Source organism: Desulfobaculum xiamenense (genome assembly GCF_011927665.1).
Taxonomy (GTDB): domain Bacteria; phylum Desulfobacterota; class Desulfovibrionia; order Desulfovibrionales; family Desulfovibrionaceae; genus Desulfobaculum; species Desulfobaculum xiamenense.
This window is the reverse complement of the sequence record NZ_JAATJA010000001.1, coordinates 877,565-900,650: the sequence shown is the minus strand read 5'-3', so window position 1 is coordinate 900,650 and position 23,086 is coordinate 877,565. Positions and strand designations below refer to the sequence as shown.

Genomic DNA, 23,086 nt, shown 5'->3' with positions numbered 1-23,086 from the left:
CTCATGTTTTTCATGGTTGAACAATCAGGAAATGAATGATGCGGCCAGTGGAGGAATGGGAAACGTGCGGAAAAATACGCGCAGCCACGCCCGGGCGGGCGCGACTGTTGAATTTTCCCTCTGTCCTTTTGCCTGAGAGTTTCACCGGTTTTCCGGCTTTCTCCTTCGGCGCTCCCGTTGCGGGAGTCTCTCCAGAGGCTCGTCGAACAGCAGTCCTTTTGCCTGAAAGATTTACTTCTTCGGCGCCTCCCGGGGGAGGTCTCTCCTGCTGTCGTCATCCGATTTCCAACGCGGAGGAGGGATATATCGCCTTCGTCGTCGGATTGCAAGCTCCTGCGCAAGCGTCCGCCCGCAGGGCGCGATTCCCTCGTCCACCCGGCGGTTACGGTTCGATAATGCGTCATTTGCCGGGATGTGTCCCGCTGTTTCGTTCCGGGGGTGTTCCATGGGGCGGTTGCGGACCTGGAAACGTGCGTCCGTAACGCGCATTGTGCATTCCTATGCTCGCCCATACATGATGCTCAGGTGAAAATCGGCTGTTCATCGAGATGAAATCCATATCCCGCTGGACATTGCGGACCGGGTTGCACTACTGAAAAAGTTATGAGCGGCAGGCATTTCGCGTGACCGCACAGGGATATCCGTCGGGACCGGCCTCGGCCCTTCTGGTGCCGTCGCAACGGGCGTGGTCCCGTCGTCACGTCAAACAGGGAATGTGGGGGGCCAGATGCGTTTCAATTTCAACAGGAAGCTCCTTGCGGGGGTTCTTGCGGTCATCGTGGTGCTCGCCTGTACGTTGACCGGGGTGAATCTGTACAAGGCGAAATCGGCACTCGGATTCTTCGGTGGAGAGTTCCTCGGCAACACGGGGCAGATGCTCCGGGACGTCGCGCAGATGCAGGACGCGAATCTGCGGCAGGTTCTCGGCAACGAAATCGAACGGTTCCGCAAGGACGTGGACCTGCAGATGGGCTTCTGGCTGAACCGCAATACGTTGCGCAAGGAAGCCGTCATCGATCAGGAAAGCGGAAAGTCCGAGCAGATGGAGTTTCCAGAATTGAACCTTGGCGATCAGGTGCTGTTTGGCAGCACGCGCCTTGTGGACGGCATTCGCGAGTCCTCCGGACTGCACGCCACGGTCTTTCAGGTCCTTCCCGGCAGGCTTCTGCGCGTATCGACCAGCATCCGCAAGGATGACGGCTCGCGTGCGATCGGAACCAGCATTCCCGCCTCCAGTCCCGTCTACACCACAGTCATGAAGGGCGAGACCTTCTTCGGCCGCGCCCGCGTGCTCGGGCGCGACTTCCTGACGGCCTATGCCCCTTCCAAGGATTTCGACGGAAATATCGTCGCCGTCATCTTCGTCGGCGTGGAAGTGCTCAATTCCAATCTCGAAAAGCTGATCGGCGAGGTCAACGTCGCCGGGCGTGGCTATGCCTTCGTCTGCAATTCGCAGGGGAAGCTCCTCGTGCATCCGAAGCATGACGGCGAGGACATGACCTCGCTTGCCCCCGGACTGTGGGACGCTGTGAGGGCCGGGAAGACCGGACTCGTCAAGTACGATGACATGGGGCACGAACGCGTGGCCTACGTCGAATACTTCGAGCCGTGGGACTGGTTCATCGTGGTCAGCATCGGACGGGACGAGATGATGCTCGGCGCGGATCGCGAACTTGTCGTGGCGAGTGCCGTGGTGGTTGTTGTCGGCATGCTGCTGGCCGCGCTGGTGCTCGTGTTCGTGCTGCGGCGGTTGCTGCGGCCGCTGGATGATCTGTCGGCCGTGACGCGGCGCATCGCTGAGGGCGATCTCGACGCCAGCTGTAGCTATGACGGTGCGGACGCCATCGGGCGCACCGTGCAGTCCGTGAACGCCATGGTCGGCGAACTGAAGCATCGGCTTGGCTTCGCCCAGGGCGTGCTGGAGGGCATTACCCTGCCCTGTTCCGTGGTCAGCGCCGATAACCGGATGGTGTTCATCAATAGGCAGAAGATGGAGATCATGGAGCGCCCCGGCGCACCGGAGGACTACTACGGCGCCACGTCTGGAGCCTTCTATTTCCATGACGATGCCAAGGTCACGCTGGCTATGCGGTCCATGCAGGAGGGACGGAAACTGTCGGCCGACGTGCCGCTGACGACCGTCTCCGGCAAGGACTTCCTCATCAATTCAACCTGTACGCCCATTCATGATCTGGACGGCAAGCCCATCGGTGCGCTGGTCATCTGGTTCGACCTTACGGACATGAAGCTCAAGGAGCGCCAGATCGGCGAGCAACGCGACCGCATCGCCGAGGCCGCACGTCTCGCGGACCGCGTGGCGGAGCAGGTTTCGTCCGCATCCGAGGAACTCGCGGCCCAGATTGAGGAGGCCAGCCGAGGTATGGACGAGCAGCGCAAGCGTACGTCCGAGGCCGCCTCGGCCATGGAGCAGATGAATTCCTCTGTGCTGGATGTGGCCCGCAATGCGGGCGGTGCGGCGGAACTCTCCGAGGGTGCCCGAGGTCGGGCGCAGGGCGGAGCCGCAGCCGTGGAGGAGATGGTGACCATCATCGACACGGTTTCCGCGCGGACCGACGAACTGCGCGAGCGCATGGCGGAACTCGTGGGGCAGGCCGACGGTATCGGCGACATCATGGGCGTGATTTCGGACATTGCGGACCAGACCAATCTGCTCGCGCTCAATGCGGCCATCGAGGCGGCTCGCGCTGGAGACGCCGGACGCGGTTTTGCCGTGGTGGCCGACGAGGTGCGCAAGCTGGCCGAGAAGACCATGAACGCTACGCGCGAGGTCGCCTCCCATATCGAGACGATCCAGACGAGCGCCCGCCAGAGTATGCAGAGCACGGAGCAGGCCGCGCAGGCCGTGCGCGAGACCACCGCCCGTGCGGACAAGTCCGGCGAATCGCTGCGCGAGATTGTGCGCATGGTGGAGACCAGCTCCGATCAGGTGCGGGCCATTGCCACCGCTGCGGAGCAGCAGTCCGCGGCGAGTGAGCAGATCAATCGCTCCACGGACGAGATCAACATGATCGCCTCGGAATGTGCCGAATCCATGGCGCAGTCCGCGCAGGCCGTGTCGGATCTGGCGGCGTTGGCCGTGGAGCTTCGCGAGATAACCATGCAGATGCGCGACTGACCGCCTGCGGCGCTTGGCCGCAGCGGGTGCGCAATTCAGGCGGAGGTGCCCCGTGGGGTGCCTCCGCCTTTTTCATGAGATTTCAGGCGGAAGGTGAGCGTCGTCCCGCTGTGGGATGGGAAGCCGGATGCTGAAGGTCGCCCCCTTGCCGGGTGCGCTCTCGACGGTGAATTGACCACCGTGGTTCGTGGTGATGATGAAGTACGAAACGGAAAGCCCGAGGCCCGTTCCGATGCCGACGGCCTTGGTGGTGAAGAAGGGTTTGAAGACCTGCAGTCTGGTGTGCTCGTCCATGCCCGGACCGTTGTCCGTGATGTCCACGCGGGCCATGCCGTTGTGCAGCAGTGTCCGGATGGTGATGGTCGGCGGTCCGGACGAGCCATGGAACGTCATGGCCTGCGCCGCGTTTTTGAGAATGTTCAGGAATACCTGTTCGAGTTCCGAGGCGATGCAGGGAACGGCGGGCACGTCCGGCGAGTAGTCGCGGACGATGGTGACGTGTCTGAAGTCGTAGCTCTTCTTCAGATCGTAGTCCTTGGCGGCGAGATCGAGTGTGCGGTCCAGCAGTTCGCCCATGTCGTGGAAGGTCTTCTTCGATTCGCTACGGCGGCTGAATTCCAGCATGTTGGCGACGATCCTTGCGGCGCGTTCCCCGGATTCGCGGATTCCGTCGAGCATGTCGAGAATCTTGCGTTTGCGCATGTACTCCAGCATGTGGTCGAGCGGACAGGCCACCTCTTCGGCGACGCGTCGGTTCGCCTCCAGTTCCGTTGAGAGGCGGCGGCGTATGTTCTGCGTGGCCTGAAGTATGCCGCCGAGGGGGTTGTTGATCTCGTGGGCCATTCCTGCCGCAAGTCCGCCGACGGACATCATCTTCTCCGTCTGGATCATCATCTCTTCCATGCGCACGCGCTCGGTCACGTCGTCCTCACGGATGACGGCCTCCTTCTTTCCTTCCGCAGACATGGGATAGATCATTATTTCGATGTAGCGCAGCGATTCATCGCGCAGGCGAGGGATTTTCTCCAGCCGCTGTGGCGTGCCCGTCTCCAGCGCGGTGCGTAGGGCAGGCGTCTGCGGTTCGAAGACGGCATACACGTCGCCGATGTAGCGGTTGAGGGCGCTGTCGCTTGCGAGCCCAGTTGCGGATTCAGCGGCGAGATTCCAGTGTGTGACGCGTAGCTCCTCGTCCACGGAGATCATGATTGATGGCATGGAGTCGATGATGCTTTTTACATAGCGGCTGGCGCGCAGGATTTCGGCCTCGGCCTGTTTGCGTTTGGAGATGTCCTTGAGGGTTCCGTCGATGTGGGCTGGTGCGCCGGTTTCGTCGCGCACGAGGCGGGCGTGGATTTCGACCCATCGGCGGCTACCGTCCTTTCTGCGTATCTGATGCTCGTGTCCGGCCACGAAACCGTTTTTTGTGAGTTGGGCAATGAGATCCTGCCGATCAAGTGGCGAGGCGTAGACCTGCGTGCCGATGTCGGTGATTGAGGCGACGAGATCCTCCGGCGTGTCGTAGCCGAGTATGCGCGCCATGGACGGATTGGCGCTCATGAATCTGCCGTCCGGGGTGGACTGGAACATGCCTTCCACGCCATTTTCGAAGATGGAGCGGTATTTTTCCTCGGCGGCGCGCAGTTGCCGGTTGGCCTGTGCGAGTTCGTCCGCGTGGGCCGTGAGTAGAGCCTCGCGTTCCTGATGGAAATTGATGCGCCTGCGCAATTCGTTCGGCGGGACGTGCAGTTCCGTCAGAATGTTTGCATACATCTGCGCGAGTTGCCTTTGCTCCCCTTCGTCGAAGAGCGGTTCGCGGTGCAGGGCGCGCCGGGCCATGGCCGCACCGAGGCTTCCGGTGAGTGTGCGCTCCACATGGTCGCGGATGCGCATGAGTTCCTCGATGGTAATGACGTCCCTTTCATCGTCAATCACGGCGCGTATGCTCGTCTGCGTGTGCGCATGCGCCTGTTCCGGGGAGTAGTAGTCGTGGAACAGGCGTTCGATGCGTTGCGCACGTTCGGCAAGTGGGATGTTGCGTTGGAGGTGTTCCGTCAGCGGCAGGGAGAGTTCGCGAGCTGTACTGTCGTCCATGAACAATTCATGATCGGGCGCATCGCTTCGCACGGGTGTGGAGGCGAGGGAGACGGTGATATAGCAGCTAATGTTGACGAGCATGGACCAGAACACGCCATGGGCGATGGAGTCCATGGCTGTCAGCCCGAGGAGCCGTTCCGGAACGAGTAGGGCGATACCGAAGGGGCCCTCGCTCAGAATGCTGGCGGAAAGCCAGCCGCTGCGAATGAAGGCGGGCAACAGCAGCGTGTGGCACCAGACGGCGAAGCCAGCGCCGAGTCCTGACAGCGCACCTGCGCGGCTTGCCCGTGACCAGTAGAGTCCGCCGATGGCCGCTGGGGCGAATTGCAGCACGGCAGCGAAGGAAATGCTGCCCATGCGCACCAGCATATAGCTTTCGCCGACCATGGCATTGAAGCCGTAGCCGAGAAGGATGAACATGGCGACCACGGCCCATCGACACTGGAGAAGCCTGCGCCGAAGTCCGCCAAGTGGTGGAATGATTTCCACCATGGGCAGCAGGAGATGGTTGGTTATCATGTTCGCCATGGTCATGGTCGTGATCATGACCATGCTCAGCCCGGCGGAGAAGCCGCCGAAGAAGGCCAGCCCGGCCAGCCACGGCATGTTGTTGGCGTGTGGGATGCTTAGGACGAAGGTATCCGCCTGATCGATGGGCATTCCCGCGAGCAGCCCACTGAGCGCCAGCGGGAAGGCGAAGAAGGAAAACAGCAGCATGTAGAGCGGCAATATCCATATGGCGTGGCGGATATGGCGTTCGTCCGAGTTTTCCACCACGGCCACGTGGAATTGCCGGGGCAGGAAGAGGATGGCGTTCATGGCGAGGATCATGCCCGTCATCCACGAGGCATAGGATGATTCTCGTTCCATGGAGAGGCCGGTCAGTTCTGCCCACGGAGAGGCTGCGGCTCGCCGGAAGAGGTCCCCGAAACCGTCGTTCAGGGAATAGGTCACCACAATGCCGACGGTGACGAAGGCCACGAGCTTGACTATGGACTCCGCGGCCACGGCGGCGACCATGCCTTGATGTCGCTCCGTTGGGTCGATTCGCCGTACTCCTGCGAGAATGGTGAATAGGATCATGATCGTGACGAGGATGGGGCCGTGCAGGGCGTGGGCGGTGCCTTCGGCTTCCGTCATGATGGTCAACGAAGCGAGTATCCCTTTGATTTGCAGGGAGACGTAAGGGAGTGAGCCGATCACGGCGATGATGGTGACGAGCATGGCAACGCCCTGTGATCGGCCGTAGCTGATGGACAGGAAGTCAGCCACACTGGTGATGCGCTGGCGCCGCTTGATGCGAATGATGCGGCGGAGCACGGACGGCCACAGGCAGATGCCGAGTGTCGAGCCGATGTGGGTGGTCAGATACGCGAGTCCGGACGTGGCTGCCTGACCCGTGATGCCGTAGAAGCTCCACACGGTGTGGTACACGGCGAGCGATAGCGCGTAGACAAGCGGGCTGTCGGAGACGCGCTTGCGCAGGCTGGGCGAGCGCTCGACGGCGAGAGCGATTGTGAGCAGTGCCGCCAGATAGATGCCGAACACCGCATAGATGATGGTTTGCTTGGGCATGTTCAGTCGCCCTTTCCGGGGTCGTCCGGAGGTTCTTCCTCGGGGAATCCCGCCCAGCCCATGGCGCACAGGAGGATGACGAGTAGCGCCCAGAATCCGTAGAGATAGATGTAGAGATGCGGGCCGCCGGGAACGTCCGCAAGCGTGACGAGCGGCCAACTGAAGACGAGACAGGCGAGCGCGAAGACCAGAATGTGGAATTCCGTTCCAGCCAGTATGCGCCGCAGCTTGTTCACAGAGCATCTCCATGGATTGCGCCGTTTTGATCGACAGACTTCGGTCCACCGTCCTATACTATAACCGTCTGTGCCGAAATGAGGCAACATGTCGATGGCTCAAGGCTCGTCAATTGCGCACCGTCCTGTCGCAACGTCTGTACAGTCCGGAGGTTGGCATGGTCGAGAAGGTTGTCATCATGGGGGCCGCTGGCCGGGATTTCCACAATTTCAACGTCTACTTCCGTGACAATCCGCGTTACGAGGTGGTGGCCTTCACCGCAGCCCAGATCGAGGGCATAGAGGGACGGGCCTATCCCGCCGAGTTGGCCGGTGGCGGCTATCCGCAGGGCATTCCCATCCGGCCCGAAAGCGAACTGCGCGACATCATCCGTAAGCATCGCGTGGACCTCGTGGCGTTTTCCTATTCCGACGTGCCGCACATGCAGGTGATGCATACGGCCTCGCAGGTCATGGCCGAGGGTGCGGATTTCATGCTGATCGGGGCGACGTACACCATGCTCGAAGCGTCGTGCCCTGTTGTCTCGGTGTGCGCGGTGCGCACCGGATGCGGCAAGTCGCCCACCACGCGCAAGGTGTGCGACATATTGCGCGCCCGTGGCCGGCGGGTCGTGGTGGTGCGCCACCCCATGCCCTATGGCGACCTTTCGCGGCAGATTGTCCAGCGCTACGAGACAGTTGATGATTTCGATCAGCATCGCTGCACTATCGAGGAGCGCGAGGAGTACGAGCCGCTGGTGGAATGCGGGCTGGTGGTCTACGCAGGTGTGGACTACGCCGCCATCCTGCGCGAGGCCGAACGCGAGGCCGACGTCATCGTCTGGGACGGTGGCAACAACGATACGCCATTCTTCCGCTCCACGGTACACATCACGGTTTTCGACCCGCACCGCGCCGGGCACGAACTCACCTACTATCCCGGCGAGACGAATATGCTTATGGCCGACATCGCCGTCATCAACAAGGTGGATACCGCGCCCTCAAGCCGCGTGCGGGAGGTCATGGACAACATCGCGGCGGCCAATCCCTCGGCCGAAGTGGTGCTGGCCAAATCTCCGGTGACGGTGGACGACCCTGCGGCCATCGCGGGGCGGCGGGTGCTGGTGGTGGAGGATGGCCCGACGCTGACCCACGGGGGCATGGCCTATGGCGCGGGGACCGTCGCGGCCCGGACCTTCGGCGCGGCGGAGCTGGTGGACCCGCGTCCCTTCGCGTGCGGCTCCATCGCGGGCGTGTTCGAGCGCTACACGCACATCGGACCGGTGCTCCCGGCCATGGGCTACCATGCGCACCAGTTGACGGACCTTGAGCGGACTATCAATGCCGTGGACTGCGATCTTGTGCTCTTCGGCACGCCAGCCCGCCTTGGGCGCTTCCTGCGCATCGAGCATCCGACCATGCGTGTGCGCTACGACTATGCGGACGGCGGTCCGGCGCGTCTGGAGGACGCGCTGCTGCGGCTGCTCGACGAGCGGGGCGCGGGATGAGCGCCGGGCGGGATGCGGCACGGACGCTTCTCGTGGCTCTTGGCGGCAACGCGCTGGTGCGCAAGGGGCAGACCGGCACCATCGCCGAGCAGTTCGAGAATCTTCGGCTCCCGCTGTCGCAGGTGGCGCGGCTTTCGCGTGACTGGCGCATCATCCTCACCCATGGCAATGGTCCGCAGGTGGGGGAGTTGCTGCTGCGGCAGGAGTGCTGCCCGCATTCCGTGCGTCTGCCGCTGGAAATCCTCGTGGCGCAGACGCAGGGACAGATCGGCTACATGATGGAATCCACGCTGGACGCAGAACTCATGCAGCTTGAGGCTGGCGGGCAGAAGCCTTTGGTCAGCCTCATCAGCTACGTGGTGGTCGATGCCGATGATCCGGCCTTTGCCGCCCCCACCAAGCCCATTGGCCCGGTGTTGAGCGAGGAGCAGGCCGCCTCGGCGGGCTATCCCGTGCGCCGGACTGCCAAGGGCCTGCGGCGGGTGGTGGCCTCTCCACGCCCGCTGACTATCGTGGAGAAGCGCGAAATCGCCACGCTGGTGGCGGATGGCTTCATTGTCATCTGCTGCGGTGGCGGCGGCATCCCTGTGGTGCGGGAGGGGCGGCGATTTTGCGGGGTGGACGCGGTCATCGACAAGGACCTCGCCAGCGCTCGGCTGGCGCAGGAGGTGGGCGTGGATGTGTTCGTCATCGTCACGGACGTGGCTGGTGCGTATCTCGATTACGGTACGCCCGCAGAGCGGCTCGTGGAGCGCCTTCGCATCGACGAGGCCATGGAGCACCTGCGTGGCGGGCAGTTTCCGCCCGGTAGCATGGGGCCGAAGATCGAGGCCTGTGCGGAATTCCTGCGCGGTGGCGGTTCGCGGGCCGTCATCTGCGGCATGGACGCCATAGAGGACGCCGTGGCCGGACGCGGCGGCACCGAAATCGTGCGCTGAATGGCCGCTTCGTCATCCGTTCAGTGCTGCCGCTTGCGCAATCCGCGTTCGGTGGTGACGAGGAAGTCCTGCACGTTGGTCAGGATGGAGCGCGCCGAGAGGGAGCCTCGGTTGGCCAGCTTGTCGACGACGAATTCGCTCATATCTACAGAGTAGAAGTAGACCGGGCGGATGCTGCCGCCGGTCACGGTGTAGGACGGCGTCATGTTGCCCGTGGCGATGGAGTGCAGTTGCGTGGCCATGGCCATGACCGTGGTGGCCTGCCGGACCACGTTGCGCATGGCGTCCTGCGCCTTGTAGCAATCGGCCACGACCTCGGGCATGGGACCGTCGTCGCGGATGGACCCGGCCAGCACGAAGGGGATGTTTCGCTCGTGGATGGCGCGCATCACGCCGTTTTTGACCAGCCCGTGCTCCATGGCCGCGCGCATGGAGCCGAGGCGGCGCACCTCGTTCAGGGCATCGAGGTGGTGATAGTGGCCAAGGGCGGCTGTGCGCCGGGTGTAGATTTCCTGCCCGAGAGCAGTGGAATGCATGGCCGCCTCAAGATCGTGCGTGGCCAGCGCGTTTCCGGCTAGCAGCCCGTGTACGTATCCCGCCTCCACCAGCCGGGTGAGCGCCTCACGCGAGTCGTGGTCGAAGATCACCGCCGGGCCGAGCACCCAGACGATAAATCCGTTTTCGCGCTCGAATTCCAGCAGGTCGTAGAGTTCGTCGTAGTCGATGGAGAAGGAGCTTTCGCGCGTCATGCGTGTGCGGAAGGCGAACTTTTCCCGCGCGTTTTCGATGCTTCCGAAGGGATCGGTATGCACGTAGATGCCGTCCTCCCCGTTCTCCCTGCGGCCGACGCAGACCATGTCGCCGGGGGCGAGCCTGCGGAATTCCACCACGTCCAGCTCGTCTCCACGGCGGACGACCACGCAGTCCATGCGCGATTGGGCGGGCATAATCCAGCGCTGCGGGGCCAGTTGGAAGTATTCCGGGAAGATGGTGGTGGCGTGATAGCCGTCCGGGGCGACACCGGGGGTGATGACCGCCTCGAAGCGGGCAAGAGGCGCGCCGGACAGGGCTGCGAAATCGGGTTCGTTGTAGGCGGGCAGCGCAAAGGGCATGGAGAACCTCCTCGTGTCGCCAGATGTTCCGGTGGGTTTGACGGATGATCCCGATTCTTGAGAGTCGGATATTTCCGGTGAAAGAGCAAGGACGCATGCGGGCGCATGTTTGCCTATCTGCGGGATTTGGAGTAGCTCTGCCCTGCCATGACACAGGATAATTTCTGGAAGGAATACGTAGCGGCGGAGCTTTCGCGGATGCGGGAACAGTCGCTTTTGCGCGAGATGCCTCTCGTGGACCGGGGGGTGGACCGCTTCATCGACCATGCCGGTCAGCGGCTCCTGAACCTCGCCTCCAACAACTATCTTGGGCTTGCTGGGCATCCCGCCCTGCGCGAGGCCGCCGCCGACGCCGCGCGGGACCTCGGCGCGGGTAGCGGGGCGTCGCGCATCGTCACGGGCACCTTTGCCCTGTACGACGCCCTTGAGCGGGAACTCGCCGAGTTCAAGGGGACGCAGGCCGCGTTGACGGTCGGTTCCGGCTATGCGGCCAACGTGGCCATCATGACCGCGCTGGCCGACCGCAACACCGTGGTCTTTTCGGACCGGCTGAATCACGCAAGCATTATCGACGGCATCACCCTGTCCCGCGCGGAGCATGTGCGCTATCGCCATGGCGATATGGACCACCTTGCGGTGATGATGGCTCGCCACGCCGACACGCGGCGCAAAATCCTCGTCACGGACACCGTGTTCAGCATGGACGGCGACAGAGCGGACCTGCCCGCCATCGTCCGCCTGTGCCGCGACAACGGTGTGCTCATCGTGGTGGACGAGGCGCATGCCGCGGGCATCCTCGGCAACGGGCGCGGCCTTGCCCACGAGATGGGCCTCGCTGATGAGATCGACGTGCACATGGGCACCTTCAGCAAGGCCTTCGGCTCGTACGGGGCCTATGTCGCCGCGAGCGCGGACCTTGTGGCCCTCGTGCGCAACCGGGGGCGGTCCTTCGTCTTTTCCACGTCCTTGCCGCCGTCGGTCATGGCGGCCAATCTGGCGGCCCTCGGGCTGGTGCGTTCGGATGACGGACGCGCCGAGCGCCTGCTGACCATGGCTGCGGACCTGCGTACCCATCTTGCCGCCCTCGGCTTCGACACCGGCGATTCCACCACGCAGATCGTGCCCGTGATCATCGGCGGCAACGACGAGGCCGTGGCTGCGCGCGAATTTCTCATGGCTCGGGGCCTGTGTGTTCCGGCCATACGTCCGCCGACGGTTCCGGCGGGTACGGCGCGCCTTCGCGTGTCGCTGCGGGCCGATCTTACGGATACCGACATGGCCGGAGTGCGCGAGGCTTTCGCCGCTCTGGCAGGAGAGATGCATTCATGAGCGATTTCACCTTCGTTTCTGGCTGGGCCGGACGCGCGGACCTGTATCCAGAGTTCGCCGAACGCGGCGAGTTCCTCGTGCCCTTTGTGGACCATGCCCCGCAGGACATCGCCGAACGTCTGCTTTGCGGTGGCGGCACCCTCGTTGGCTGGTCCACCGGGGCGCACATTATCCTGCGCGACATCGCGCGCCTTGCTCCGCTATACGAGCAGATCACGCTGGTCGCGCCGTTCTACATTTTCACCCGCTGTCTGCTGACGGGCACGGTGGAGAAGATGATCGCGAACATGGAGCGCTTTCCGGAGCGTACGGTGCGCGGCTTCTATCGCAATTGCGGCATTCGCGACGCTAACGCCTCGTGGGCCGAGGGCGCGGTGGAGCCGCTCCTCGATGGCCTGCGTTTCCTTTTGGAGTCCAGAGCGCAGCTCCCGGCCGAGGGGCATTTCGGCAATGTGTTGGTGATCGGCGGACTGTCCGACAAGATCGTCCCGCTGTCCGAGGCTGTCGGCATTGCTGGCAAGCTGGAGGGCGCGCTTTATCGTTCCGTTTCCGAGGGGCATTTCATGCCTGCGCGGACTATTGCCGGGGTGGTGCATGAAGCGACTGGTCGCCGCATTCTTTAGCCGCGCCGGGGCGAGCTATTGCGAGGCGGCGCGCGTGCAGCGCGAGGCCGCGCGCGACTGCGTGAGCGCCGTGCCCGGCGGTCACCATGGCGTGGTCGTGGAGATCGGCACCGGGCAGGGCATGGCCACGGCCATGCTGCGGGCGTCCATCTCCTTCGAGCGCTATGTTGGCCTCGACATCGCGCCGGGAATGCTGGCGGCAATGACCGAACGCGGCCCGCGCGAACTCCATGTCGTGGCCGACGGCGAATGTCCGCCGCTGACCGAGGGCTGTGCCGATCTGCTCGTCAGTTCCTCGACCATGCAATGGTATCGCGACCCCGCCCGGTCCATTCCCGCCAATCTGCGGTTGCTGCGGCCCGGCGGCGCTTTTTCGTTCTCAATCTTCGTTGAGGGGACGCTGTCGGAATTGGCGCAGGCCAGCCGTTTGAGCGGATTCGGGGATGTGGTCCACTTGCGCAGTGCGCAGGAATACGAGTGGATTGTGGACGGGGTGCCCGGTGTGGAGTGTGAGAGCCGTCTGTGGGAGGTTCGGGAGCGTTACGCCACCGTGCGCGACCTGCTGCGGACCCTCAAGCGCAGCGGCGTGACCGGTGCCGGAGCCGGACGGGCCTTTTCCCGGCGATGCTACGAGAATTTCGAGACGACATACCGACGGCTGCACGGCGATGCGGATGGCGTCGCCGCTACGTGGCGGGTGCTCTATTTGTGGGGCCGCAGGGTGGCCTAGCTCCGTCGCCCCCCGCGACCCCGGAATGTGTCAGCCCTGCGCAAAGACGCGGGCGAAGGTCTCGCGCAGGGTGGCGGGGGAAAGCTGCGGCAGCGGTTCCACCTCGGCCAGCACGCGCACCTTTCCGTACTCTTCCACAGCGTCCCGATTCGCGGGATTGCGGGGACCGTTCAGCACCACGCCGCAGACTTCGATCCCCGCCTGCCGCAGGGCCGCAAGGGAGAGCAGGGTGTGGTTGATGGTTCCCAGCCCTGAGCGGGCCACCAGCACCACCGGCAGACCCAGCCGAGCCATGAGATCGATCATCAGCGCATTTTCGTTTAGCGGGACCATTATGCCCCCCGCGCCTTCGACCACCAGCCGCGCATCGGCCGGGAGGTTGGGCATGCGGATGGCGTCGAGGTCGATGCGCACGCCGTCGATGAGCGCGGCGGCATGGGGCGAAAGCGGTTCCATGAGGCGGTAGGCCTCGGGCAGGAAGCGCTCTGCGGGCAGGCCCGTGAGGCGGCGCACCGTTTCGGTGTCGGTGCCCTCGCGAACGCCGCTCTGCACGGGCTTCCAGTAGTGGGCGTCGAGCCCGGCGGTGAGCAGGGCGCTGATGACGGTCTTTCCGGCGTCGGTGTCCGTGCCGGTGACGAAGAGGCGAGAGGGAAGATTTCCGGTCATGAGAAGAGCCTCGGATCGCGTGCGGCGTCGCGCACCGCGTGGGTGAGAAGGGACAGATCGTCCGGTTCGGTGACGAAGGGCGGCATGATGTACACCAGTCGTCCAAAGGGGCGGACCCACACGCCGCGCTCCACGAAGAAGCGCTGCATGGCGGCCATGTTTACGGGGCGGACGGTTTCGACCACACCGATGGCCCCAAGTGCCCGCACGTCGGCCACGGTATCCGCGTCGGCGCAGGGGGCCAGCTCCTCGCGAAGCTGCGTTTCGATGGCGCTCACGCGCTCGCGCCACGGCGAAGATTCAAGCAGGTCGATGCTGGCGCAGGCCACGGCGCAGGCCAGCGGATTGGCCATGAACGTCGGCCCGTGCATGAGCACGGAGAGTTCCCCGCGCGAGATGCCTTCGGCCACCTCTGCCGTGGCGAGGGTGGCGGCGAGGGTCATCATGCCGCCAGTCAGCGCCTTGCCCACACACATGATGTCCGGGGCGATGCCCGCGTGCTCGCAGGCGAAGAGTGTGCCGGTGCGGCCGAAGCCGGTGGCGATTTCGTCGGCGATGAGCAGGATGCCCGTTTCGTCGCACAGCCCGCGTACGCGGCGCAGGTACTCCGGCGAGTAGAAGCGCATGCCGCCCGCGCCCTGCACCACGGGTTCGAGGATGACGGCGGCGATGTCGCCCTCGTTGGCGCGCAGGAGAGTTTCGAAGGCCTCGAAGTGTGCGTCGTTCCACGCGTCACCGAAGGCGGGCGAGGGAACCGGCGCGAAGAGATGCTGGGGCAGCACGCCGGAGAACATGCCGTGCATGCCGTTTTCCGGGTCGCACACGCTCATGGTCTCGAAGGTGTCGCCATGGTAGCCGCCGCGTACGGTGAGGAGCTTCGTGCGGCGGCGTTCGCCCTTGGACAGCCAGTACTGGAAAGCCATCTTGATGGCGACCTCCACGGCCACGGAGCCGGAGTCGCTGAAGAAGACGCGTTCGAGCGGTGCGGGCGTCATGCGCACGAGGCGGCTTGCCAACTCCACGGCGGGGCGATGGGTGATGCCACCAAACATGACGTGCGACATGGTCTGTGCCTGCCGGGCCAGCGCATCCACGAGTACGGGGTGCGAATAGCCGTGAATGGCGGCCCACCACGAACTCATGCCGTCCACGAGCACGCGGCCGTCGGCCAGATGCAGGCGCACGCCCTCGGCGCGCTCCACCGGGTACACCGGAAGCGGGTCGATCATGGACGTGTAGGGATGCCAGATGTGCGTCCTGTCGAATTCGAGAATATCTTTCGTTTGCATGGTCTTCGAGATTCCTCCCGGGCTGTGCCCGCAACGGTTGTGGGCGATGGCGCGGCGGATGTCAAACCCCGCGGCGCTTGGTCAGCGGGAAGTTCGTGGCGCGAAACGCGGCGCATGGCGCGTTCGTGGAGAGATTCAATGGATATCGTCATCATCGACAACAACGACAGCTTCACGCGTAACCTCGAACATCTGATCGTCGTGACCACTGGGGCGCGGGTGACTGTGCGGCCCGTGGCCGAACTTGCGGGCGTGGACCCCGCGCGGTGGGACATGGTCGTCATTTCACCCGGACCGGGGCACCCCGGCGAGTATCCCGGCTACGGGCGGATTATCGACTCCGGCGTGCCGGTCCTTGGCGTGTGCCTCGGGTTGCAGATTCTCAATGCGCATTTCGGCGGCGAGACGTCCCGCCTGCCGGGCTGCGTGCATGGCAAGGCCGACGTCATCGACTTCGCGGGCCGTCGGTTCGAGGTCGCCCGCTATCACTCGCTGCATCTGTCCCGCGTGGGGCAGGGGCTTTCGGTGCGCGCCGCCAATGCCGACGGCGTGCCCATGATCGTGGTTCATCCCGAGCGGCCGCTCATCGGCCTGCAATTTCATCCCGAATCATTTCTGACCGCCGATGGCGGATTCTTCATCAATCATGCACTCGCACATTGCGGACTTCGCTGATTCCCAATCCCTTGTCGCGCTTGTGGAGGGGCTTGCCGTCCGGCCCGACGCAGACCTCTTCCTGTCCGCCCCGGAGCGTGCCGGGGCCGGTCCCTGCCGCATCGGCCTTGCGCCGTGTGCGGAGATTCTCGTGGAACCGGGCACGCCGCGTGAGGCCATTGCCGAGTTCCTGTTTGCGACGCCCGGCACGTCCCTCGGTTGCCTGACCTACGACTACGGCCTGTCCCTGCGTGGGGTGGTGTCCGACAAGATGCCGTGGTGCCCGCCGGGGCGCTTTCGTCGCTACCGGGCGCTTGTGGTCTTTGATCCGGCCACGGGTGAACTGCGGGCCGAGGGCGACACGGATTATGCCCGTGCTGCGGTGGCAGAGGCCTTGCGCCCCACATTGGCCGCCGCGCCGTCCGCACCCAGCGGGACCGGCGGGACAGGCACGCAACGCGCGTCCCTTGGGCGCGAGGGCTACATGCGCGGCGTGGAGGAGGTGCTGGAACGCATTCGGGGCGGCTATACCTACCAGTTGTGCCTGTCCTCGGAATTCGCGGTTCACGCGCCGGACCTCGACCCCGCGGGGCTTTTCGTGCGGTTGTGGCGGGAGTGCCCCGCGCCGTTCTACGCGCTGTTTCGCCTTGGCCCGGTGACGGTGATCAGCACATCGCCGGAGCGCTTCCTGCGTGTTGCCGATGGAGAGGTGCTCTCCCAGCCCATCAAGGGCACGCTGGCCTTCGACGAGTACCGGCCAGAGCTGGCCGAGCGCGTGACATCCTCGCCCAAGGAGAGCGCGGAACTGTCGATGATCGTGGACCTTATCCGTAACGATATCTCCGCGAACTGCGAGTACGGCTCCGTGCGCGTGGACGGGCACAAGTCCACCTTCGTGGTGGACAATCTTATCCAGATGTACACCAACGTGCGCGGACGCCTGCGTGCGGACCGAACTTGCCTCGACCTGCTGCTGGACGCCTTTCCGGGCGGGTCGGTGACCGGTTGCCCCAAGCTCGCGTCCATGGGCATTATCGAGGAGCTTGAACCGCACACCCGTGGCGTGTACTGCGGAAGCATGGTCGTGGTGGAGGACGCACGCAACATGGAGTCGAGCATCGCCATTCGCACGGCGGTGCATGACTCGCGCGACGGCGTGTTTCGTCATCACGCGGGAAGCGGCATCGTGGTGGACTCCGACCCGGAGTCCGAATATCTCGAAACGCTGGCCAAGGCCGGAAAATTCGCGAGGTTGGCAGGGCTGTGATCCTTCACGACGGCTACGGGTTCCGAGAGGACAGCATCGAGTTGAATGCGGCTGGCCCGGCGTTTCGCTTCGGCTTTTCCTTCTTCGAGACGCTGTTGTGGAACGGCAGTGCGCCGTGTCGGCTGGGGGCGCACCTGCGGCGCATTCATGCGAGCCTCGACGCCTTCGGCTTGCGTCACGAGACCTCGGACCTCGGCCCGGTTATCGCACAGGTCGCGGCGCGAAACGGCCTTATCGGGCGCACGGCGCGCGTGAATATCATCTACCATGTGGACGTTGCTCCAGATGCGGCCTTGGATGCGTCTTCGGATGCGTCTGACGCGCGACCTCTGCACCCGGTGGTACTCATCGCGCCATACGCCGTGCCGTCGCCGGACAGGGCGCTGGCGCTCGGCATCTGTCCCCGCCCCCTGCATTCGTGGCTTGGCGCGCACAAATCGGCGAACCATCTGCCGTACTGGTTGGCCGGACGCGAGGCTGCCGCGCAGGGCCTTGACGGCGCAGTCCTGACCACGCCGGACGGTCATGTCCTTGAGGCCTCGAATGCCGCGCTCATCCTGCGGGAACATGAGCGCGATGGCGGGCGCTATGTCGCCCCCGCCGCGCCGGGCGAGGGTGCGGGGCGGGCGGGAATCCTGCCGTCCACGGCTCTTGCCGCCGCGCGGGAGGTGTTGCCCATCGAGTCCCGTCCTGTGTGCGTTGAGGAACTGTCGCGTTTTGAGGCCATCTACTCACTCAATTCACTTATAGGCATGCTGCCCGTGACGGCGATCGGCGAAGCCCATTTCGCTGCGGACCCCACGCCCTGCGCCATGGTGCGGTCGCGGGTGCATGCGGTGGATGGCGAATAGAATAGTACGTATTTGATGGTTGACATCGCATGCCTTCTATGTAGGTTGTATACAACAAGAAGGGAGGATGCGCAGCCATGTTCAGTTTCATTGCCTTTATAGCCGCCGCCCTCATTCTTCCACTCATCCCTGCGGTGGTCATCTACTATCTGTTTCCCAATACGAAGGTTGGTCTCAAGGGACCATTGGCCGATTTTACGCTGAACGCTACGGGTGCGTTCGCCGCGTATGTCGTCATTCTCATCGTGTTCATGGCTCTTTCGCAGCAATATGCGAAGCACGAGGAAGTGTTTTCCGGACGTCAGCGCGGCTGGAAGGTCGTCGCGAACATCCGGTTGCTTGATCGTCATGCCAGACCGATTACCGACCATAGCGAACTGTGCAGCGTGAGGGAGCGGCTGCGCGTGGCCCTGAATCCCGACGGTATGGTCGCCAGCGACGATCAGGTGTCGTTTTGGATTCCGCCGCTCAAGGTTGTGCGCGTGGATTTCGAAATGGACGGCTATGCCGGTCAGTCCCTGCTTATTCGGCCCGGAGTGGAATCGGCGACATGTACGCAGGACGAGAACAGTAACGAGATTTCCATCAGCGAGGTGCGGCTGGTCAAGGTCGAGCAGCAGTATTCGCCGCTCATGACGCAACCGGTCGTGCCTATTCCCGGTGGACCGCCCGTGCCCGAAGAGGGACGTGTTTTACCACATATGCCGGATGTGCCCGCGCCAGACATGGGTGACGGGAATGCGGGAGCGAATTCTTCGCGGGAGGCCGAATGATGCGTAGTCCATTCCCCATCGGCTTGCGATCGGAGCGTCATGGTGCCGCATGGCGTATCTTTCTGGCTGCTTTGCTGATCGTTTTCGCCATGATGATTTCCGATGCGTCCGCGCAGAATTCCGGAACCAGTATCCGGGGACTCGTTACGAGCAGACACCCGTATACCGGGCAGATGTTTCCTTCGCCCGGTGTGATGATCGAACTGTACAGGCATGACATGATGACCGGGCAGTGGATGCACATGGGCGGAACGCGAACGAACGGGCAGGGATTCTACTTCTTCTGGAATCTCCAGCCGGGGCCGTATGTGCTTCAGGTCAACGGCATGCAGAATTTTCCTGTGCAGGTCGTGCCTGTCGATCCACGGTTCTATCAGTTTCAGGACATACCGCCTCTGATGTTCTAGTCATGTTGCCATTTCCGCCTCGGAGTCGCGCTCCGGCGCTGGCCTTTCCTCTTTCATCCGTGCTAGATTTTTGCGTGCGATTGCGTGACGATGGCGTGGGCCATTTGTCATGGAAACGTGGAATATCAAGGCGGAAGCGATGAACGGAAAAGGGCGGAAGACGGTTTTCGGACGGCTTGGCGCGTGGGCGCTTGCTGTTGTGGCCGTGGCCTATATGTTGGGTGGTTTTTTCGTGGTGCCCCGCGTGGCGCGGGGGCTTGCCGAGGAGGAACTCGGGCGGGCGCTGTCGCGGCCCGTGACCATCGAATCGGTGAGCTTCAATCCGCTGACGCTTCGGGCCGAGATCGACGGAGTGACGGTGATGGAGCCGGACGGCTCGCAGGTCTTCGCGTCCTTCGATGCCCTGAGTGTCGATGTCGCGTGGACGAGCATCCCGCGCCTGTCGCTGGTGGTGGAGGAGGTTCGGCTATCCGGACCATACCTGCGCCTCGTGCTGGCTGGGACCGAAAGTAACTTTGCCGATCTCGCCTCGTCGGACGAAGCCACGCAGGAGACCGAGGCCGTGGCGGAGGATATCGCCAACCCGCTGGCCGCAGGGCTGCCCGTGCCTGTGGTGGTGGAAGGGGTGGAGCTCGATGGCGGCCGGGTCGTCATTGAGGACACCTTACGTGGCAAGACACACACCATTGAGAAGCTGACGGCGTCCGTTCCGCTGCTTTCCAGCCTACCCAAGCACAGGGAGCATTTCGTCCGTCCGCATCTTTCCGCCGTGGTCAACGGCAAGCCCTTCATCATCGACGGCGGAACCCGCCCCTTCGAGGAGCGGCTCAATTCGCGCTTCGTGTTTACCCTGCGCGATGCCGACCTTCCCTTCTATTGGGCCTATTTGCCCGTAAAGACGGACCTTTCGCTCGCCAGTGGACTCCTGGATTGCAGCATTGCGCTCGATTTCGAGCTGGAGGGCGGGCATGCGCCGCGCGTTGCCGTCAGTGGCGACGCGACACTGCGCGAGGTCTCCCTTGTCGCGTCCGGCGGGGCCGAGGTGCTGGGTGTGGACGAGGTGGCTGTCCGGCTTGAAAAGTTGGACCTGGGTGACCGCATGCTGCGGATCGGCCCGTGCCGAATCGTGGGGCCGAGGGTGGGCATCGTGCGCAAGGCCGACGGACGCATCGACGCTGCGGGATGGTTCGCGAGTTCTGCCTCTGCGCCTGCGGATACGCCCACCGTCGCGAAGGGCGCTGGTGATTCCGGGAGCGACGCGGCCTTTCGCGCCGTGCTCGAACGGCTGGACATCACCGGCGGTCGCGTGGCCTTCACCGATGCGGCGGCTGGCGGCTTCCGCAAGACCGTTGGCAATATTTCGGCCACGCTCGAAAAGCTCGACACCGCGCCCGAGCACGAAGGGACATTCGCGTTGTCCTTCGGCTCGGAAGGCGGCGAGCGCGTGGCCCTGTCCGGCAGCGTGGATATCGCCGCGCGGACCCATCGCGGAAAGCTCGACGTGCAGGGTGTGAACGCTGCTGATTATGCCGCGTACCATCGCGAACTGCTGCCGGTGCGGCTCGTTTCCGGCGTGCTGGGGCTGTCCCTTGCGTGGAATGGTGGGGAAGCGCCGGAGAGCGTCGTCGTGGATGGACTGGCCGTGGATGTGCGCGAACTGGGGCTTGAGCGTCCGGACGGGCGGAAGGCCGTCGGCGTGCATGGCATCGCGCTTTCCGGCGGGCATGTCGATGTGGGTGCGCGGTCCGTCGATCTTGCGCGGCTTGATGTGCACGGACTGGACGTGCACGTGGAGCGGACGCGCGAGGGCATCGATCTGCTTCGCCTTGCAGCGCCGCCCGCTCCGACGGAGCATCGGGGGGGCGACGTGGCGGCCCCCGCGCGTGGCGCGGTGAAGCCGAAGGCCGAGGAGCCGCGCTGGACCGTACGTCTTGGCGCGCTGACACTGGATGATGCGTCCTTTGCGCTGGATGACAACGCCCTTGCCGTTCCTGCCGCGCTTCGGCTGGCGGGGCTTGATGTCGAACTGGAGGGACTGTCGAGTGATCTGGCCGCACCGATCAGCCTGCGTTTGTCCGGAACGGCCTTGGGCAGTGGGGCGATTGCCCTTGACGCGCAGGGGGCGCTGGACCCGTTGGCTCTGTCGGGAAGCGTCCGGCTGGATGCGCTCCCGCTGTCGGCCATGCGCGGCTACCTGCGCGAGGGGACGGATGTCGATCTTGCCGACGGGCGCGTGAATCTTGGCGGAACGTGGCGCGTGTCCAAGGGAGATCCCGTGGGTGTGGCGTTCAATGGCTCCCTCGTTGTCGACGGCGTGTCGCTTCGTGATGCCAAGAGCGGGGCGAGTGTCGCTACGCTTGGGCGCTTTGCCGTGCGCAAGGCCGCCGTGGTCAGCGAGCCGCTTTCCGTGAATGTGAAGACCGTGGAGGTCGTTGATCCGAAGCTGCGGCTGGTGGTCGAGCGGGATGGACGCCTGAATCTTGCGCGGCTGATGCGCCGTGCGGCTCCCGATGGGCAGAACGCCACCGCGAGCGAGGCTCCGGCGACCGAGGCACAGACTTCGGCCGAGCAACCGCAGGCCGCAGAGACCGCGCAGGTTGCGCAAGCGGATACAGCGCAATCCCGGCCCGATATCCGTATCGGCGAGTTCGTGATGAGCGGGGGCGATGTGCGTTTCCTGGACGAGACGACTTCGCCGTTTTTCAAGACTTCGGTCGAGGCCGCGCAGTGCCGCATCTCCGGCTTCTCCCTTGATGAGGGCGCACGGGCGGATGTGGCCATGAATGCGACCATAGGCGGGCATGCTCCGCTTCGTGTCGAGGGCAACATCGTTCCCTTCGGCCGCACATTGGACACGAATCTCGATGTGGCACTGAGTAATGCGGAACTGCCGCCCCTGTCGCCTTACACCGTGCGCCACATCGCCTATCCGCTGGCAACGGGCAAGATGCTTGCCGACGTGAAGCTGCACCTGCAGGGCCGTGAATTGGCCGTGGACAACAACTTCCTGCTGAAGAACCTCGCGCTGGGGCAGCGGGTGAACAATCCAGACGCTCCGAATCTGCCCATAGGTCTCGCCATTGCCCTGCTGAGTGATTCGCAGGGCAACATTCAGCTCGACATTCCTGTGCGTGGCAACCTCGACGATCCGAAGTTCCGCGTAGGCAAGGTGGTGATGAAAGCCATCGTCAATCTGCTGGTGAAGATCGTGGCCTCGCCGTTTTCGCTCATTGGGTCGGTCTTCGGCGGTGGCGAGGACGTGAATCTGCTGGTGTTCGACCCCGGTGTTTCCGCGCCGACGGACGAGACGCTCGCGAAGCTGAAGGCCGTGGCCGAGGCCTTGGCCAAGCGCCCTCGGCTGCGGCTGGAGATTGCCGGATTCGCCGATGCCGAGGCTGACGGCCCGGCCCTTGGCGAGCGGTTTCTACAGCGCTCGGTGCGCATGCGGAAGATGATGGAGTTGGAGCGCCGGGGCGAAGCCCCCGCGTCCGTGAGGGACGTGACGGTGGACCCGGCAGAGTATCCGCAGTTGCTGACCCGCGCCTACGAGGCCGCTCCCTTCGACAAGCCCACGAATATCATCGGCATGGTAAAGGAGCAGCCCGTGGAGGTGATGGAAGACCTGATGCGCCGGAGCGTGGCCGAGGACCCCGAGGCACTTCGTGCGCTGGCGGCGCGGCGGGCCAAGGCCGTTATGGACTGGCTGATTGCGCAGGGCGTCGATCCCGCACGGGTGTTCCTGCGCGAGGCGGCCGCTGGCGAGACACCGCCCGCGAGCGATCATGGACGTCGGCTGGTGGTTCTGGGCCTGCGCTGATGCGTGGCCCATGCGTGGGCACGCGGTAAGCCTTTACGCTGGGTGTAAAAGAAAGAGGGGGGACGGTTTGCCGTCTCCCCTCTCTTGTTTTGGTGGTGCGTT

General features: G+C 64.1%; 17 protein-coding genes and 2 riboswitches. Of the genes, 12 read left to right on the top strand and 5 right to left on the bottom strand.

The features are described from left to right. Window positions 1–117: 117 nt before the first annotated feature. A riboswitch (glycine riboswitch) is annotated at window positions 118–198 on the bottom strand. A gap of 2 nt (window positions 199–200) precedes the next feature. Continuing rightward, window positions 201–278: riboswitch (glycine riboswitch) on the bottom strand. Window positions 279–727: 449 nt separating this feature from the next. Then, window positions 728–3,136 (top strand): methyl-accepting chemotaxis protein, encoded by a 2,409-nt coding sequence (locus GGQ74_RS04065; RefSeq protein ID WP_167940246.1) that lies wholly within the window; start codon window positions 728–730, stop codon window positions 3,134–3,136. A gap of 72 nt (window positions 3,137–3,208) precedes the next feature. Here GGQ74_RS04065 and GGQ74_RS04060 read toward each other — a convergent pair whose 3' ends face one another. Then, window positions 3,209–6,805: a PAS domain S-box protein gene (locus GGQ74_RS04060; RefSeq protein WP_167940245.1), complete on the bottom strand. Its 3,597-nt coding sequence runs from the start codon at window positions 6,803–6,805 to the stop codon at window positions 3,209–3,211. 2 nt (window positions 6,806–6,807) lie between these two features. Continuing rightward, window positions 6,808–7,041 carry a hypothetical protein gene (locus GGQ74_RS04055; RefSeq protein ID WP_167940244.1) on the bottom strand — a complete coding sequence of 78 codons (234 nt, stop codon included), beginning with the start codon at window positions 7,039–7,041 and terminating at the stop codon, window positions 6,808–6,810. A gap of 158 nt (window positions 7,042–7,199) precedes the next feature. Here GGQ74_RS04055 and GGQ74_RS04050 point away from each other — a divergent pair, with 158 nt between their 5' ends. Beyond that, window positions 7,200–8,528 carry a cyclic 2,3-diphosphoglycerate synthase gene (locus GGQ74_RS04050; protein WP_167940243.1) on the top strand — a complete coding sequence of 443 codons (1,329 nt, stop codon included), beginning with the start codon at window positions 7,200–7,202 and terminating at the stop codon, window positions 8,526–8,528. Continuing rightward, complete coding sequence (locus GGQ74_RS04045) at window positions 8,525–9,466, top strand: carbamate kinase (protein ID WP_167940242.1); 942 nt, start codon at window positions 8,525–8,527, stop codon at window positions 9,464–9,466. Before GGQ74_RS04050 ends, GGQ74_RS04045 begins: the two co-directional genes overlap by 4 nt. Window positions 9,467–9,486: 20 nt before the next feature. Here the strand turns inward: GGQ74_RS04045 and GGQ74_RS04040 are convergent, their stop codons facing one another. Next, complete coding sequence (locus GGQ74_RS04040; RefSeq protein ID WP_167940241.1) at window positions 9,487–10,578, bottom strand: putative NPN-dependent ornithine cyclodeaminase; 1,092 nt, start codon at window positions 10,576–10,578, stop codon at window positions 9,487–9,489. A gap of 147 nt (window positions 10,579–10,725) precedes the next feature. Here GGQ74_RS04040 and GGQ74_RS04035 point away from each other — a divergent pair, with 147 nt between their 5' ends. From GGQ74_RS04035 to GGQ74_RS04025, 3 genes are read left to right on the top strand one after another with little or no spacing between them, the layout of a single operon-like run. Next, entirely contained in the window at window positions 10,726–11,907 is a 1,182-nt protein-coding gene (locus tag GGQ74_RS04035; RefSeq protein ID WP_167940240.1) for an aminotransferase class I/II-fold pyridoxal phosphate-dependent enzyme, read from the top strand. Beyond that, entirely contained in the window at window positions 11,904–12,530 is a 627-nt protein-coding gene (locus GGQ74_RS04030) for a hypothetical protein (RefSeq protein WP_167940239.1), read from the top strand. The genes GGQ74_RS04035 and GGQ74_RS04030 overlap by 4 nt, the downstream gene beginning before the upstream one ends. After that, on the top strand, window positions 12,502–13,260 hold the full coding sequence (locus tag GGQ74_RS04025; RefSeq protein ID WP_167940238.1) for a methyltransferase domain-containing protein: 759 nt from the start codon (window positions 12,502–12,504) through the stop codon (window positions 13,258–13,260). The genes GGQ74_RS04030 and GGQ74_RS04025 overlap by 29 nt, the downstream gene beginning before the upstream one ends. Window positions 13,261–13,290: 30 nt before the next feature. On the opposite strand, the gene bioD is transcribed toward GGQ74_RS04025, so the two are convergent. Both bioD and bioA read right to left on the bottom strand, forming a co-directional pair. Beyond that, window positions 13,291–13,926: a dethiobiotin synthase gene (gene bioD / locus GGQ74_RS04020; RefSeq protein WP_167940237.1), complete on the bottom strand. Its 636-nt coding sequence runs from the start codon at window positions 13,924–13,926 to the stop codon at window positions 13,291–13,293. Then, on the bottom strand, window positions 13,923–15,215 hold the full coding sequence (gene bioA / locus GGQ74_RS04015; protein WP_167940236.1) for an adenosylmethionine--8-amino-7-oxononanoate transaminase: 1,293 nt from the start codon (window positions 15,213–15,215) through the stop codon (window positions 13,923–13,925). The genes bioD and bioA overlap by 4 nt, the downstream gene beginning before the upstream one ends. 138 nt (window positions 15,216–15,353) lie before the next feature. Here bioA and GGQ74_RS04010 point away from each other — a divergent pair, with 138 nt between their 5' ends. The 6 genes from GGQ74_RS04010 (at window position 15,354) to GGQ74_RS03985 (ending at window position 22,984) form a co-directional block, all read left to right on the top strand. Beyond that, on the top strand, window positions 15,354–15,890 hold the full coding sequence (locus GGQ74_RS04010; RefSeq protein ID WP_167940235.1) for an aminodeoxychorismate/anthranilate synthase component II: 537 nt from the start codon (window positions 15,354–15,356) through the stop codon (window positions 15,888–15,890). Further along, a complete protein-coding gene (locus GGQ74_RS04005; protein ID WP_167940234.1) occupies window positions 15,862–17,136 on the top strand; it encodes a chorismate-binding protein in 1,275 nt (424 codons plus the stop codon). The genes GGQ74_RS04010 and GGQ74_RS04005 overlap by 29 nt, the downstream gene beginning before the upstream one ends. Continuing rightward, window positions 17,133–17,987, top strand: coding sequence for an aminotransferase class IV (locus GGQ74_RS04000; RefSeq protein WP_167940233.1), 855 nt, complete (start codon window positions 17,133–17,135; stop codon window positions 17,985–17,987). The genes GGQ74_RS04005 and GGQ74_RS04000 overlap by 4 nt, the downstream gene beginning before the upstream one ends. A 77-nt stretch (window positions 17,988–18,064) precedes the next feature. After that, a complete protein-coding gene (locus GGQ74_RS03995) occupies window positions 18,065–18,760 on the top strand; it encodes a hypothetical protein (RefSeq protein WP_167940232.1) in 696 nt (231 codons plus the stop codon). Next, on the top strand, window positions 18,757–19,167 hold the full coding sequence (locus GGQ74_RS03990) for a carboxypeptidase-like regulatory domain-containing protein (protein WP_167940231.1): 411 nt from the start codon (window positions 18,757–18,759) through the stop codon (window positions 19,165–19,167). The genes GGQ74_RS03995 and GGQ74_RS03990 overlap by 4 nt, the downstream gene beginning before the upstream one ends. A gap of 139 nt (window positions 19,168–19,306) precedes the next feature. Beyond that, window positions 19,307–22,984 carry a DUF748 domain-containing protein gene (locus GGQ74_RS03985; protein ID WP_167940230.1) on the top strand — a complete coding sequence of 1,226 codons (3,678 nt, stop codon included), beginning with the start codon at window positions 19,307–19,309 and terminating at the stop codon, window positions 22,982–22,984. Window positions 22,985–23,086: the final 102 nt, after the last annotated feature.

Excerpts from the sequence above, each read along its gene's own strand:
- GGQ74_RS04010 (WP_167940235.1), top strand. The coding sequence starts at position 15,354 with ATGGATATCGTCATCATCGACAACAACGACAGCTTCACGCGTAACCTC.
- GGQ74_RS04005 (WP_167940234.1), top strand. The coding sequence starts at position 15,862 with ATGCACTCGCACATTGCGGACTTCGCTGATTCCCAATCCCTTGTCGCG.
- GGQ74_RS04035 (WP_167940240.1), top strand. The coding sequence starts at position 10,726 with ATGACACAGGATAATTTCTGGAAGGAATACGTAGCGGCGGAGCTTTCG.
- GGQ74_RS03985 (WP_167940230.1), top strand. The coding sequence starts at position 19,307 with ATGAACGGAAAAGGGCGGAAGACGGTTTTCGGACGGCTTGGCGCGTGG.
- GGQ74_RS04045 (WP_167940242.1), top strand. The coding sequence starts at position 8,525 with ATGAGCGCCGGGCGGGATGCGGCACGGACGCTTCTCGTGGCTCTTGGC.
- GGQ74_RS04025 (WP_167940238.1), top strand. The coding sequence starts at position 12,502 with ATGAAGCGACTGGTCGCCGCATTCTTTAGCCGCGCCGGGGCGAGCTAT.
- GGQ74_RS04060 (WP_167940245.1), bottom strand. The coding sequence starts at position 6,805 with ATGCCCAAGCAAACCATCATCTATGCGGTGTTCGGCATCTATCTGGCG.
- GGQ74_RS04030 (WP_167940239.1), top strand. The coding sequence starts at position 11,904 with ATGAGCGATTTCACCTTCGTTTCTGGCTGGGCCGGACGCGCGGACCTG.
- GGQ74_RS03995 (WP_167940232.1), top strand. The coding sequence starts at position 18,065 with ATGTTCAGTTTCATTGCCTTTATAGCCGCCGCCCTCATTCTTCCACTC.
- GGQ74_RS04050 (WP_167940243.1), top strand. The coding sequence starts at position 7,200 with ATGGTCGAGAAGGTTGTCATCATGGGGGCCGCTGGCCGGGATTTCCAC.
- GGQ74_RS04065 (WP_167940246.1), top strand. The coding sequence starts at position 728 with ATGCGTTTCAATTTCAACAGGAAGCTCCTTGCGGGGGTTCTTGCGGTC.
- bioD (WP_167940237.1), bottom strand. The coding sequence starts at position 13,926 with ATGACCGGAAATCTTCCCTCTCGCCTCTTCGTCACCGGCACGGACACC.
- bioA (WP_167940236.1), bottom strand. The coding sequence starts at position 15,215 with ATGCAAACGAAAGATATTCTCGAATTCGACAGGACGCACATCTGGCAT.
- GGQ74_RS04040 (WP_167940241.1), bottom strand. The coding sequence starts at position 10,578 with ATGCCCTTTGCGCTGCCCGCCTACAACGAACCCGATTTCGCAGCCCTG.
- GGQ74_RS03990 (WP_167940231.1), top strand. The coding sequence starts at position 18,757 with ATGATGCGTAGTCCATTCCCCATCGGCTTGCGATCGGAGCGTCATGGT.